Source organism: Streptomyces viridiviolaceus (genome assembly GCF_014650995.1).
In the GTDB taxonomy this organism is placed as follows: domain Bacteria; phylum Actinomycetota; class Actinomycetes; order Streptomycetales; family Streptomycetaceae; genus Streptomyces; species Streptomyces viridiviolaceus.
The window spans coordinates 96,135-109,511 of the sequence record NZ_BMWA01000009.1; the positions used below are offsets into that span (position 1 = coordinate 96,135).

Annotated in this window: 11 protein-coding genes and 1 riboswitch; of the genes, 9 read left to right on the forward strand and 2 right to left on the reverse strand. The window is 71.5% G+C overall.

The features are described 5' to 3' along the window. Positions 1 to 6 precede the first annotated feature (6 nt). The 3 genes from IE260_RS14525 to otsB all read left to right on the forward strand — a co-directional run bounded on the left by IE260_RS14525 (position 7) and on the right by otsB (position 2,731). Positions 7 to 1,272 (forward strand): ABC transporter substrate-binding protein, encoded by a 1,266-nt coding sequence (locus IE260_RS14525; protein WP_444545566.1) that lies wholly within the window; start codon positions 7 to 9, stop codon positions 1,270 to 1,272. 32 nt (positions 1,273 to 1,304) lie between these two features. Further along, the gene (locus IE260_RS14530) at positions 1,305 to 1,541 is read left to right on the forward strand and encodes a DUF3263 domain-containing protein (protein ID WP_189871734.1); all 237 of its coding nucleotides are present in this window, start codon (positions 1,305 to 1,307) and stop codon (positions 1,539 to 1,541) included. Positions 1,542 to 1,864: 323 nt separating this feature from the next. Beyond that, positions 1,865 to 2,731: a trehalose-phosphatase gene (gene otsB / locus IE260_RS14535; RefSeq protein WP_189871736.1), complete on the forward strand. Its 867-nt coding sequence runs from the start codon at positions 1,865 to 1,867 to the stop codon at positions 2,729 to 2,731. Between the two features lie 402 nt (positions 2,732 to 3,133). Here otsB and IE260_RS14540 read toward each other — a convergent pair whose 3' ends face one another. Together IE260_RS14540 and IE260_RS14545 are read right to left on the reverse strand one after the other, a co-directional pair. Next, a complete protein-coding gene (locus IE260_RS14540; protein ID WP_189871738.1) occupies positions 3,134 to 4,537 on the reverse strand; it encodes an alpha,alpha-trehalose-phosphate synthase (UDP-forming) in 1,404 nt (467 codons plus the stop codon). A 72-nt stretch (positions 4,538 to 4,609) separates the two neighbouring features. Then, positions 4,610 to 5,554: a glucosyl-3-phosphoglycerate synthase gene (locus IE260_RS14545; protein WP_189871740.1), complete on the reverse strand. Its 945-nt coding sequence runs from the start codon at positions 5,552 to 5,554 to the stop codon at positions 4,610 to 4,612. A gap of 162 nt (positions 5,555 to 5,716) precedes the next feature. After that, positions 5,717 to 5,872, forward strand: a riboswitch (SAM riboswitch). 18 nt (positions 5,873 to 5,890) lie between these two features. On the opposite strand from IE260_RS14545, the gene thrC reads away from it, so the two are divergent. The 6 genes from thrC to IE260_RS14575 all read left to right on the forward strand — a co-directional run bounded on the left by thrC (position 5,891) and on the right by IE260_RS14575 (position 13,115). After that, positions 5,891 to 7,183 (forward strand): threonine synthase, encoded by a 1,293-nt coding sequence (gene thrC / locus IE260_RS14550; RefSeq protein ID WP_189871742.1) that lies wholly within the window; start codon positions 5,891 to 5,893, stop codon positions 7,181 to 7,183. A gap of 80 nt (positions 7,184 to 7,263) precedes the next feature. Then, positions 7,264 to 7,539: a MoaD/ThiS family protein gene (locus tag IE260_RS14555; RefSeq protein WP_031045100.1), complete on the forward strand. Its 276-nt coding sequence runs from the start codon at positions 7,264 to 7,266 to the stop codon at positions 7,537 to 7,539. 439 nt (positions 7,540 to 7,978) lie between these two features. Beyond that, positions 7,979 to 8,182: a cold-shock protein gene (locus IE260_RS14560; protein WP_010035953.1), complete on the forward strand. Its 204-nt coding sequence runs from the start codon at positions 7,979 to 7,981 to the stop codon at positions 8,180 to 8,182. Positions 8,183 to 8,533: 351 nt separating this feature from the next. Continuing rightward, entirely contained in the window at positions 8,534 to 10,156 is a 1,623-nt protein-coding gene (gene groL, locus IE260_RS14565; RefSeq protein WP_189871744.1) for a chaperonin GroEL, read from the forward strand. 201 nt (positions 10,157 to 10,357) lie between these two features. Then, the gene (locus IE260_RS14570; RefSeq protein ID WP_189871746.1) at positions 10,358 to 11,488 is read left to right on the forward strand and encodes an NADH:flavin oxidoreductase; all 1,131 of its coding nucleotides are present in this window, start codon (positions 10,358 to 10,360) and stop codon (positions 11,486 to 11,488) included. Between the two features lie 79 nt (positions 11,489 to 11,567). Continuing rightward, entirely contained in the window at positions 11,568 to 13,115 is a 1,548-nt protein-coding gene (locus IE260_RS14575) for a carboxylesterase/lipase family protein (protein WP_189871748.1), read from the forward strand. The last annotated feature ends 262 nt before the right edge of the window (positions 13,116 to 13,377 follow it).

Sequence of the window (13,377 nt, forward strand, 5' to 3'; positions counted from 1 at the left end):
GTAACGGTGCAGCGGCGTAGGACAGGAACGGTCGCGGTGGTGTCCGCACTGGGCATGATGGCGGTCCTCGGCGGCTGCGGGATCACCGGCGGCTCCGACGAGGTGACGCTCGAGCTGGTCGCCGCCGACTACGGCGACACCAAGGCCAACAGCTCCCAGAACTACTGGAACGAACTGGCCGACGCGTACGAGGCCGACCACCCCGACGTGCACATCGACGTCACCGTCTACTCCTGGAACGACGTCGACCGCAAGGTCCGGGAGATGGTCGAGGCCGGCGAGGCCCCCGACATGGCGCAGATCGGCGCCTACTCCGACTACGCGGCGAAGAACCTGCTCTACCGGGCCGACGACGTGCTCTCCATCCCGGTCCAGGCCGACTTCGTCTCCCAGCTCGCCGCCGCGGGCCAGGTCAACGGCGTGCAGTACGGCATGCCGTTCGCGGCCTCCACGCGCGTGCTGTTCTACAACAAGACCCTCTTCGCCGAGGCCGGCCTCACCCCGCCCAAGAGCTGGGACGACCTCGCCGAGGCGGCCGAGGCGCTCAAGGCGGAGGGCGTGAAGTACCCCTACGCGCTGCCGCTGGGCCCCGAGGAGGCGCCGGCCGAGACCATGCAGTGGATGCTCAGCGGCGGGGGCGGCTACACCGACACCGTCGGCACCTACGCGATCGACTCGCCCCAGAACGTCGCCACCTTCACCTGGCTCAAGGACGAACTGGTCGGCAAGGACCTCACCGGCCCGGTCGCCCCCGGCAAGCTCAACCGGGCCGACGCCTTCGCCGCCTTCGCGAACGGCGACGTCGGCATGCTCAACGGCCACCCGTCGCTGATGAAGATCGCGTCCAAGAAGGGCGTGGAGTACGGCATGGTGCCCACCCCCGGAATCGACGGCGAGAGCCAGAACACGCTCGGCGTCACCGACTGGATGACGGCCTTCAGGAAGAACGGCCACCAGGAGCAGATCGGCGACTTCCTCGACTTCGTCTACAGCGACGAGAACGTGCTCGACTTCTCCCGCCAGTACGACCTGCTGCCCGTCACCAGCTCCGCGTCCGAGGTGATGAGCGCGGCCGCGGAGGACAAGGACCTCCGGCCCTTCCTGGACGAACTGCTGTCCTCCGAGCTCTACCCGGTCGGCAAGTCCACCTGGGCATCGGTCAGCGCGGAGGTCAAGAAGCGCATCGGCCAGGCGGTCGCCCCCGGCGGCAGCCCGTCCGGGCTGCTCGGGGAGCTCCAGACGACGGCGGTACGGGCGGAGAGCGGCGAGTAGTCGCTGTCGGTGCCCGGGGTTACGGTGCGCACATGGAGTACGAGGCACAGCTCGGGCAGCGGGAGCGCGACATCCTCGCCCTGGAACGCCGCGGCTTCCCCGGCCCCGGCGCGAAGGAACGGGCGATCCGTGAGGAACTGGGCCTGGCCCCCGTGCGGTACTACCAGTTGCTCAACGCCCTCCTGGACGACCCGCGGGCACTGGCCTCGGACCCGGTGACGGTGAACAGACTGCGCCGGGTCCGGGAGGCCCGCCGAACGGAACGCTGACCGGGGCTGCCGCCCGCAGGACGGGAGCAGGGCGAAGGACGGGTCCCGCAGGACGCCGCGGGCCTGCCGCCCTGCCGAGTGGTGGGGGGCGGGCCGCGGCTGAGGCCGTCGGTGTTCACGGGGAGGCGGTGGGTACCGCCGGGCGGAACGGGGGTGGCCGGCGTGCCGGATGTCCCGGCTCGCCGAGCGGCGACCCCGGCGTGCCGTTTCCGCGCGGTGCGGTGCGTGAGGGTGCCCGTCAGGGGGCGGACCGTCCGGCCGGGTTCCGCACCCGACCGGACGAGCCACGCGTGCGTCCGGCCCCGCCGGGATAGGTTCGGCGTATGGGCAGCCACACGGACTCCACCCACGACCCGCTGGACCGACTGCCGACACCCGGGAGCCAGGCCGGACGCGAGGGGCTCGACGCCCTTCTCGCCCGGCCGGGCCGCGCGGTCGTCGCGCTCGACTTCGACGGCACGCTCGCCCCGATCGTGCCGGACCCCGACCAGGCCCGCGCCCACCCGGACGCGGTACCCGCTCTCACGGCGCTCGCCCCGAAGGTCGCCTCCGTCGCGGTGATCACCGGACGGCCCGCCGAGGTCGCCGTCCGCCACGGCGGTTTCGCGGACGTGCCCGGCCTGGAGCACCTGGTCGTCCTGGGCCACTACGGCGCCGAACGCTGGGACGCGGCCACCGGCGCCGTCACCGCCCCGGAACCGCACCCGGGCGTCGCCGCCGTCCGCGCGGAGCTGCCCGGGCTGCTGGAGCGGGCCGGGGCGGGACCGGGCACCTGGATCGAGGAGAAGGGCCGCGCGGTGGCCGTCCACACCCGCCGCGCCGACGATCCGCAGGCCGCGTTCGACGCCCTGCGCGGCCCCCTGACCGACCTGGCGGGCCGGCACGGCCTGATCGTCGAGCCGGGCCGCATGGTCCTGGAACTGCGCCCGCCCGGCATGGACAAGGGCGTCGCCCTGCTGGAGCACGCCCGGGAGACCGGCGCCGAGTCGGTCCTCTACGCCGGCGACGACCTCGGCGACCTCCCCGCCTTCGACGCCGTGAACACCCTCCGCACCGACGGCACCCCGGGCCTGCTGGTCTGCAGCGGCAGCGACGAGGTCACGGAACTGCGCAAACGAGCGGACGTGGTGGTGGACGGCCCGACGGGAGTGGTGACCTTCCTACGAGCCCTGGCAACTCGCCTGCCGTAACCGCGGTCACCCGCGGGCAGCCGTGCCGAGGTCACTCGCGGGCAGCCGTGCCGAGGTGACCCGCGGTTGTGTCGAGGTGACCTGCGGGCGGCCGTGCCGAGGTGACCTGCGGGCGGCCGTGGCCCGGTCACCTGCGGGCGGTTGTGCCGTGGTCACCTGCGGGCGGTTGTGCCGCCGTCACCTGCGGGCGGTTGTGCCGCCGTCACCCGCGGACGGCCGGGCCGAGGTGACCCGCGGGCCGTCGTGCCGTCGTCACCCGCGGGCAGTCGTGCCGCCCGGGGCGGCACGGGTGGGCGCGGGCGGCACGCCGTCAGCGCCGGGCGGCGCGGCCCGCCCCCGCCCGGCACCGACGCCGGGCACCCGGTGCCGGCAGGCGTCCGGCGCACCCACCCGTCAGCCCCGTCAGCCCCGCAACTCCTCCAACTGCTCGAGGAACCACCGCCCCGGCGGCAACGCCGTAGCCGCCGAAGCCAGCCGCTTCGACCGCTCCGCACGCTCCGCCGCCCCGATCGACAACGCCTCGTGCAGCGCGGCGGCCGTCCCCACCACGTCGTACGGATTGACGACGACCGCGTCCTCACCCAGCTCCTCGTACGCCCCCGCCTCCCGCGACAGCACCAGCACACACCCTTCGTCGGAGACGACCGGCACCTCCTTCGCGACGAGGTTCATGCCGTCCCGGACGGGATTCACCAGCGCCACGTCGGCCAGCCGGTACGCCGCCAGCGAGCGCGCGAAGTCGTCCTTGACGTGCAGCACGACCGGCGTCCACCCGGGCGTCCCGTACTCCGCGTTGATCTCCTCCGCGACCCTCTGCACCTCGGCCGTGTAGTCCCGGTACACGGCGAGGTCCTGCCGCGAGGGGTAGGCGAAGGCGACGTGCACGACCCGCTCCCGCCACTCGGGCCGGTCGGCGAGCAGCCGCCGGTACGCCAGCAGCCCCCGCACGATGTTCTTGGACAACTCGGTCCGGTCCACCCGCACGATCGTCCTGCGCGCGTTCCCGTCCGGGCCCGCGCCGATCTCCGCCCGCAACCCCGCCATCCGCTCGTCGACGTCGGCCTCGTGCGACCGCCGCCGCAGGAAGTCCGCGTCCGCGCCGAGCCCGTGCACGCCGATCCGCGTGTCGCCGGGCCCGCCCACCAGCGCGTCGCAGCAGGCGGTGAAGGCGTCGGCCCACCTCCGGGTGAGGAACCCCAGCCGGTCGGCGCCGAGCATGCCGCGCAGCACCTGTTCGGCGATGTCGTCCGGCAGGATCCGGAAGTAGTCGACCGGCGCCCACGGCGTGTGCGAGAAGTGGCCGATGCGCAGATCGGGCCGCAGCTCCCTGAGCATCCCCGGCACCAGCGTCAGGTGGTAGTCCTGCACGATCGCGACCGCGCCCTCGGCGGCCTCCTCGGCCAGCGCCTCGGCGAAGGCCCGGTTGTACGCCTCGTACGACGCCCACTGCCGCCGGAACTCCGCGTCGAAGACCGGCTCCAGCGGGGTCTGGTACAGCATGTGGTGGACGAACCACAGCACGGAGTTGGCGATGCCGTTGTACGCGTCGGCGTGCACGTCGGCCGGAACGTCCAGCATCCGGACGCCCTCCTCGCCCACCCCGCGCCGCACCGCCTCGCGGTCGCCGTCGGACAGCGCGGAGCACACCCACAGCGCGCCCGCGTCCGGCCCGATGGCCGACAGTCCGGAGACCAGCCCGCCACCGCCCCGTTTGGCATGCAGCGAACCGTCCTCGCCGACCTCGTAGGAGACCGGGCCCCGGTTGGAGGCCACCAGTACCTGAGCAGCACCGAACGTTGAAGCCATGTGCCTCAACCTAGCCCGGCCCGGAAACGCTCAAACGTACGGTGCGCCAGGTGGCCGGGCCCCGCGCCCCGCTCAGGCCACCCTGCGCGCCGCGTACTCCGGGATCTCCGTCATCGGCGGCCGTTCCTCGGTGTCCACGGAGTAGGTCCGCGGCTCGAATCCGTCCTCGCTCCGCTCGAACTGGGTGAGCGACGGCCGGACCAGATGGCCGCGGGCCAGCCGGAGCTGGGCGGTGCGGTAGATCGCGGCCGACATGCGGCCGAGGGCCTGGCCGTCCTGGTGGCGGTGGATGCGGACACCCACGTCGACCTGGGCGAGTGCGTCCAGACCCACCAGGTGCAGGGCGTCGACCAGCATGCCCAGCTCCACGCCGTAGCCGACGGGGAAGGGGAGCTGTTCCAGCAGGGAGCGGCGGGCCGCGTACTCGCCGCCGAGCGGCTGGACGAAGCCGGCCAGCTGCGGCCAGTGCATGTTGAGCAGCGGGCGCGCCATCAGCTCCGTGACCCGGCCGCCCTGCCCGGCCGCCGTGCCGAGGGGGCGGTCGTACATGGCCTTGACGAGGTGGACGTCCGGTTCGGTGAGCAGCGGACCGACGATGCCGGAGACGAAGTCGGAGGAGAACTCCCGCAGGTCGGCGTCGACGAAGCAGACGATGTCGCCGCCGGTGACCAGGAGCGAACGCCACAGCACCTCGCCCTTGCCCGGGACGGCGGGCAGCCGGGGGAGGATCGCGTCGCGGTGCACCACGCGCGCGCCCGCGGCGGCGGCGACCTCGGACGTGCGGTCGGTCGAACCGGAATCGACGACCACGATCTCGTCGACGAGCGGAACCTGCAGCACCAGGTCGTGGCGGATCGCCGCGACGATGTCGCCGACGGTCTCCTCCTCGTCGAGCGCGGGGAGCACGACGCTGACCGACTGGCCGGTGGCGTTCTTGGCCGCCAGCAGCCGATGGAGCGGGCGGTCGGCCACGGACCAGGAACGGGCGCTCAGCCAGCGCTCGACTTCTTCCAGCACGGTCGGTGGCTCCTTCGCTCTCTCACGGCGAGCGGTTGTGATCCATCTCGCGGTACGGACGACTATCTCAACTGTCCTGGCCTTCGGTTACAGTCTTGAACAACGCGGAGGACCGGCGCATGCCGGGGTCACCGCGTGCACAAGTGAAAAACAACCGCATACCGCTCATCCAGAGGGGCAGAGGGACACGGCCCGATGAAGCCCCGGCAACCCTCCAGTCGGTTCTCGTAGATCACTGTCGATCACTCCGCGAGGCTCCCGACTAGGGAAGGTGCCAAATCCGTCTCACGGCGAGATGCGTCGTGAGGAAGATGAGGAGAAAGGGCCTCGCCTCACATGGCTGTGCAGACTGTCGCAAGCACCACCGACACCGCCGCTTCCCCCGTCGATCTGGGTCCCGCTGCGGCGCTCTCCTGCCGGGAATGCGGGCACCGCGTCCCCCTCGGCCCGGTCTTCGCCTGCGAGGAGTGTTTCGGCCCGCTGGAGATCGCCTACGACTTCTCCGCCTACGACACCGAGGAGCTGCGCCGGCGCATCGAGGCGGGTCCCGCGAACATCTGGCGCTACGCCCCCCTGCTGCCCGTCCCCGCCGACGTGGCGACCAAGCCGAACATCAACCCCGGCTGGACCAAGCTGGTCAAGGCCGACAACCTCGCCCGTGAACTCGGCGTCACCGGCGGGCTGTACGTGAAGGACGACTCCGGCAACCCGACGCACTCCTTCAAGGACCGCGTCGTCGCCCAGGCCCTGGAGGCCGCCCGCGCGTTCGGCTTCACCACCCTCTCCTGCTCCTCCACCGGCAACCTCGCCGGTGCCGTCGGCGCCGCCGCCGCCCGGGCCGGCTTCCGCTCCTGCGTGTTCATCCCGCACGACCTGGAGCAGGGCAAGGTCGTCATGGCCGCCGTCTACGGCGGCGAACTGGTCGGCATCGAGGGCAACTACGACGACGTCAACCGGTTCTGCTCCGAACTGATCGGCGACCCGGCGGGCGAGGGCTGGGGCTTCGTCAACGTCAACCTGCGGCCGTACTACGCGGAGGGCTCCAAGACCCTCGCGTACGAGATCTGCGAGCAGCTCGGCTGGCAGCTGCCCGACCAGATCGTGGTACCGATCGCCTCCGGCTCCCAGCTCACGAAGATCGACAAGGGGCTGCAGGAGCTGATCAAGCTCGGGCTGGTCGAGGACAAGCCGTACAAGATCTTCGGCGCCCAGGCCGAGGGCTGCTCGCCGGTGTCCACCGCCTACAAGGCGGGCCACGACGTCGTACGCCCCCAGAAGCCGAACACCATCGCCAAGTCCCTCGCCATCGGCAACCCGGCCGACGGCCCCTACGTCCTGGACATCGCGCGCCGCACCGGCGGTGCCGTGGAGGACGTGACCGACGAGCAGGTCGTGGACGCGATCAAGCTGCTCGCGCGGACCGAGGGGATTTTCGCCGAGACCGCCGGTGGTGTGACGGTCGGTGTGACGCGCAAGCTGATCGAGAACGGTGTGCTGGATCCGAGTCTGACGACCGTGGTGCTCAACACCGGGGACGGTCTCAAGACGCTGGATGCGGTGGCCGGGACGGGGCTCACGGCGACGATTCGGCCCAACCTCGAGTCGTTCCGTGAGGCCGGGCTGGTCTAGTCGTTCGTCTGCGGGCCGCATGTGGCCGGTCGCGCAGTTCCCCGCGCCCCTAGGTGAGTCGTCATGACCGGAGGTTTCAAGTGAGCGTCACTGTCCGCATCCCTACCATCCTGCGTACCTACACGGGGGGCCGGGCGGAGGTGAGCGCCGAGGGCGCGAACCTCGGCGAGGTCATCTCCGACCTGGAGAAGAACCACACCGGCATCGCCGCCCGCGTCCTGGACGACCAGGGCAAGCTGCGCCGCTTCGTCAACGTCTACGTCAACGACGACGACGTCCGCTTCGAGCAGGGCCTGGAGACCGCGACCCCGGACGGCGCGGGCGTCTCCATCATCCCGGCGGTCGCCGGCGGCTGACCGAAGCTGCCATTACCTTCGGTAACGGCTGTCACTGCCCGTTCATTCCATTGCCCCCTCCGTAAGAGAAACGGAGGGGGCAATTCCGTGTGGTTGAGCGCGGTACAGTTGGGGAACGCGATGCCGACCGTGAGGTCGGAAACCCTGAATTCCTGCCGCTCGCCCGACAAGATGTAGCCAAAGTGTGGGCGTGTTCTGCGGCTTTTGTTCCCTTTGCGGGGCCCGACTTGCCCTGCAGTCTGGCGAATTCTCACCATATTCCGGACCGTCTGCGTCCAGAATTCTCGTCCGATTGACCTGTTGCAGACGGCAGTTGGACAGATACATTCAGCCGCGGTCGACGCGTTCCGGCGCACGCCCCCGACCGTTGGGGGGTGAGGTCTGACCCGGGTCCGCGAAGTGTGGATCTGTGCAAGGGCCAGTAATAGGGGAGTTAGGCATGGCTCAGGGCACCGTCAAGTGGTTCAACGCGGAGAAGGGGTACGGCTTCATCGCGGTCGACGGTGGTGCGGATGTTTTCGTCCACTACAGCGCGATTCAGATGGACGGCTACCGCACCCTTGAAGAAGGCCAGCGGGTCGAGTTCGAGATCTCGCAGGGCCAGAAGGGCCCGCAGGCCGACATGGTCCGCGTCAGCGCCTGAAACGCGCGGCCGACCGCAAGCGAACGGTCTTCTCCGAAGGGCCTGTACCCCCTGGGTACGGGCCCTTCGGCCTGCCCGGACCCCACAGGATCCCCGAGGGCCGCTTGCGCCCACCCGTCGCCCGACCGCCACCCCCCAACGGGCTCGCTTCGCGAGCGCGCCTTGCACTCGGACGGGGCGAGTGCTAATCATTGGCGTTAGCACTCTGAAGGTGAGAGTGACAACGAAGGACCGGGTCGGTGAGGCCCGCGGGCCGGGTGGGGCAAGGAACCACGAGGCCGGCGAGCCGTCCGTCGCGGGCGCGGGCGCGGTCCGAAGGAATCACCCCCAGTCCTGGAGGGACCACTTCACATGGCCAAGATCATCGCGTTCGACGAGGAGGCGCGGCGCGGCCTCGAGCGCGGCATGAACCAGCTCGCGGACGCCGTCAAGGTGACCCTCGGCCCCAAGGGCCGCAACGTCGTCCTCGAGAAGAAGTGGGGCGCCCCCACGATCACCAACGACGGTGTCTCCATCGCCAAGGAGATCGAGCTCGAGGACCCGTACGAGAAGATCGGCGCCGAGCTGGTCAAGGAAGTCGCCAAGAAGACGGACGACGTCGCCGGTGACGGTACGACCACCGCGACCGTTCTCGCCCAGGCCCTGGTCAAGGAGGGTCTGCGCAACGTAGCCGCCGGCGCCAACCCGATGGCCCTCAAGCGCGGTATCGAGAAGGCCGTCGAGGCCGTCTCCGCCGCCCTGCTGGAGCAGGCCAAGGACGTCGAGACCAAGGAGCAGATCGCCTCCACGGCCTCCATCTCCGCCGCCGACACCCAGATCGGCGAGCTCATCGCCGAGGCCATGGACAAGGTCGGCAAGGAAGGCGTCATCACCGTCGAGGAGTCCCAGACCTTCGGTCTGGAGCTGGAGCTCACCGAGGGTATGCGCTTCGACAAGGGCTACATCTCGGCGTACTTCGCCACCGACATGGAGCGTATGGAGGCCGTCCTCGACGACCCGTACATCCTGATCGCGAACTCCAAGATCTCCAACGTCAAGGACCTGCTCCCGCTCCTGGAGAAGGTCATGCAGTCGGGCAAGCCGCTGCTGATCATCGCCGAGGACGTCGAGGGCGAGGCCCTGTCGACCCTGGTCGTCAACAAGATCCGCGGCACCTTCAAGTCCGTCGCCGTCAAGGCCCCGGGCTTCGGCGACCGCCGCAAGGCCATGCTCGGCGACATCGCCATCCTCACGGGCGGCGAGGTCATCTCCGAGGAGGTCGGCCTCAAGCTGGAGAACGCCACGCTCGACCTGCTGGGCAAGGCGCGCAAGGTCGTCATCACCAAGGACGAGACCACCATCGTCGACGGCGCCGGCTCCGCCGACCAGGTCGCGGGCCGCGTGAACCAGATCCGCGCCGAGATCGAGAACAGCGACTCGGACTACGACCGCGAGAAGCTCCAGGAGCGTCTGGCGAAGCTGGCCGGCGGCGTGGCCGTCATCAAGGCCGGTGCCGCCACCGAGGTCGAGCTCAAGGAGCGCAAGCACCGCATCGAGGACGCCGTCCGCAACGCGAAGGCGGCCGTCGAGGAGGGCATCGTCGCCGGTGGTGGCGTGGCCCTGCTCCAGGCCTCCCAGGTCTTCGAGAAGCTGGAGCTGCAGGGTGACGAGGCGACCGGCGCCAACGCCGTGAAGCTCGCCCTGGAGGCCCCGCTGAAGCAGATCGCCGTCAACGGTGGTCTCGAGGGCGGCGTCGTCGTGGAGAAGGTCCGCAACCTCCAGGTCGGCCACGGCCTGAACGCCGCGACCGGCGAGTACGTCGACATGATCGCCGAGGGCATCATCGACCCGGCGAAGGTGACCCGCTCTGCCCTGCAGAACGCCGCCTCCATCGCCGCGCTGTTCCTCACCACCGAGGCCGTCATCGCCGACAAGCCGGAGAAGGCCGCGGCCCCGGCCGGCGGCGGCATGCCGGGCGGTGACATGGACTTCTGATCCCGCCGAGGATCGGATCCGTCCGTCGCGCAACCGAGGGCGGCACTCCCTGGACACAGGGGGTGCCGCCCTCGGGCGTGTCCGGGATCACAGCCGTCCGGGCTCGCCAGGTGGAATGCCCGGGGCGGGTCACCAGTTGACGTTGACGTGCGATCAATGCATGCGCACATACCGACCGGTACCCGTCCAGGAGCCCCCCACATGACCGTCACCCCCGCCGAGGCCGCCTCCCGCGCGGCCCAGATCCTCGCGCGCCCGGCCACCATCAACGGCCTGACCGTCCCCAACCGCATCGCGATGGCCCCGATGACCCGCATGTTCTCCCCCGGCGGCATCCCCGGCGAGGACGTGGTCTCGTACTACTCCCGTCGTGCCGCCGCCGGTGTCGGCCTGATCGTCACCGAGGGCACCTACGTCGGTCACGCCTCCGCCGGGCAGAGCGACCGCGTGCCCCGGTTCCACGGCGAGGAGCAGCTGGCCGGCTGGGCGAAGGTCGCCGACGCCGTGCACGCGGCGGGCGGCACGATCGTGCCGCAGCTGTGGCACATCGGCATGGTCCGCAAGCAGGGCGACCAGCCCTTCCCCGACGCCCCCGCCGTCGGTCCCTCGGGCCTGCGCATCGGCGAGGACGAGGTCACCGGCAAGGCGATGACGCAGGCGGACGTGGACGACGTCATCGGCGCGTTCGCCGAGGCCGCTGCCGCCGCCGAGCGCATCGGCTTCGACGGCGTGGAGATCCACGGCGCCCACGGCTACCTCGTCGACCAGTTCCTGTGGGCCGGCACCAACCGCCGCACCGACGCCTACGGCGGCGACCCGGTGGCCCGTACGAAGTTCGCGGCGGAGATCGTGGCGGCCGTGCGCGAGACCGTCTCGCCCGAATTCCCGGTGATCTTCCGCTACTCGCAGTGGAAGCAGGACGCCTACGACGCCCGCCTCGCCGAGACGCCCGAGGAGCTGGAGGCCGTCCTCACCCCGCTCGTGACGGCCGGCGTCGACGCCTTCCACGCGTCCACCCGCCGCTACTGGCACCCGGAGTTCGACGGCTCCGACCTCAACCTCGCCGGCTGGACGAAGAAGCTCACCGGCAAGACCGCCATCACGGTCGGCTCGGTCGGCCTCGACGGCGAGTTCGGCAAGGCGTTCCAGGGCGAGGGCGCCGGGCTCGGCAGCCTCGACAACCTCCTCGACCGCCTGGAGCGCGACGAGTTCGACCTCGTGGCCGTTGGCCGTGCGCTGCTCCAGGACCCGGCGTGGGCCGAGAAGGTCCTCTCCGGCCGCTTCGAGGAGCTGGCTCCGTTCGACGCGGCGGCGCTGAAGACCCTGAGCTGAGGCGGGCGCGTACCACGGCGTAGGGTCCGTGAGATCACCAACTGGCGTACGTCCAGCGGCAACCAGTGAGGAGTGATCGATGACGAACACCGAGGCCGTGGCCGCGAGGGAGCCCGTGGAGGCCGTCGTGCGCACCGCCGCCGGCGCGGTGCGCGGGCGGCGGGAGGACGGCCTGACCGTCTTCCGCGGCATTCCGTTCGCCGAACCCCCGGTCGGCGAGGCCCGGTTCGCCGCGCCGCGCCCGGTGCGCGGCTGGGACGGCATACGTGACGCGTACGCCTTCGGGCCGCCGCCCCCGCAGGACCTGGGCCTCGCGGGCCGGACCGGCGTACCGGGCGCACCGGAGGGCGACGACTGGCTGACGGTCAACGTCTGGACCCCGGACCCCGACCCGGCCGCCGGCCGCCCGGTGATGGTGTGGATCTACGGCGGCGCCTACAAGCTCGGCCACTCCGGCAGTCCCGGCTACGACGCCCGCCGCATCGCCGCCGACGGCGACCTCGTCGTCGTCACCTTCAACTACCGCGTCGGCATGGAGGGTTTCGCCCGCATCGAGGACGCCCCCGCCAACCGGGGCCTGCTCGACCAGCTGGCCGCGCTGGAGTGGGTGCGCGAGAACATCGCGGCGTTCGGCGGCGATCCCGGTCAGGTCACCGTCTTCGGCGAGTCGGCGGGCGCCGGCTCGATCGCCGCGCTGCTGGCCGTGCCGCGGGCGGCCGGGCTGTTCCGGCGGGCGATCGCGCAGAGCGTGCCGGGCACGTTCTTCTCCGACGAACTCGCCCGTGACATCACCACCGCCCTCGCCGCCGAGGCCGGCCTGCGCCCCACGGTCGCCGACCTGTCGACGGTGGAGCCCGCCCGGCTGGTGACGGTGGGTCAGACGCTGGCCGCCAAGATGCTCCAGTACGTGGACCGCTGGGGACAGGCCGCGCCCACGGTGACCCCGTACTCGCCGGTCGTGGACGGCGAGGTCCTGCCGACGACGCCGTGGCAGGCGCTGGCGGCGGGGTCGGCCCGGGACGTCGACCTGGTCGTCGGCCACAACCGGGAGGAGTTCCGCCTCTTCCTCGCCATGGCCGGACAGCTCGGGCAGATCACCGACGAGCGGGCGGCGTCGGCGCTGCGCCTGTTCGCCCCGGGCCCGGACGGCGAACGGTCCTACCGCGCGGCCTTCCCCGACGCGTCCCCCGGTGAGCTGTACGAACGCGTCCAGACCGACTGGCTGTTCGCGATGCCCTCCCTCCACCTGGCCGAGGCCCACCTCAGGGGCGGTGGCCGGGCGCACGTCTACGAGCTGACCTGGCCGGCCCCCGGCAACGGCGGTGCCCTCGGCGCCTGCCACGCCCTGGACCTCCCCCTGCTCTTCGGCACCTTCCACGCCGATCTGGGCGCCCTCCTCTTCGGCGGCACGGAACCGTCCCCGGACGCCCTGGCCCTCTCCGCCCGCTTCCGCGCGTCCTGGACCGCGTTCGCGAGGACCGGCGACCCCGGCTGGCCTGCCTACGACACCGAGCGGCGCCTGGTGCAGGTCCTGGACGCCGCCCCCGTCGTCGCCCCGTACCCGGAGGAGACCACCCGCCGCCTGTGGGACGGTCACGAGTTCGCCGCGCTGCCTCTGCTGGGGTGAGGAAAGACCCGGGGGGTGTCCGCGAAGCCGCGCCCGCCCCGCGAAGCCTGGCGCGCTCCCGCGTGCCCGGCTTCGCTCGCACGGGCGTGCCCCGCGCCGCCGCGCCGGGTGAACGTCCGCGTGCGACGGGCAGACGGGTGTCCGCCCGGCATGTCCCCGGCCTTCGCCCGGGGGACTGCCGGAGCACGCCCCCGGATGCTCTCGCGCGGGTGGTGCCCCATGCGGCCGCGCGGGGTGAACGTGCGCGTGCGACGGGCAGGCG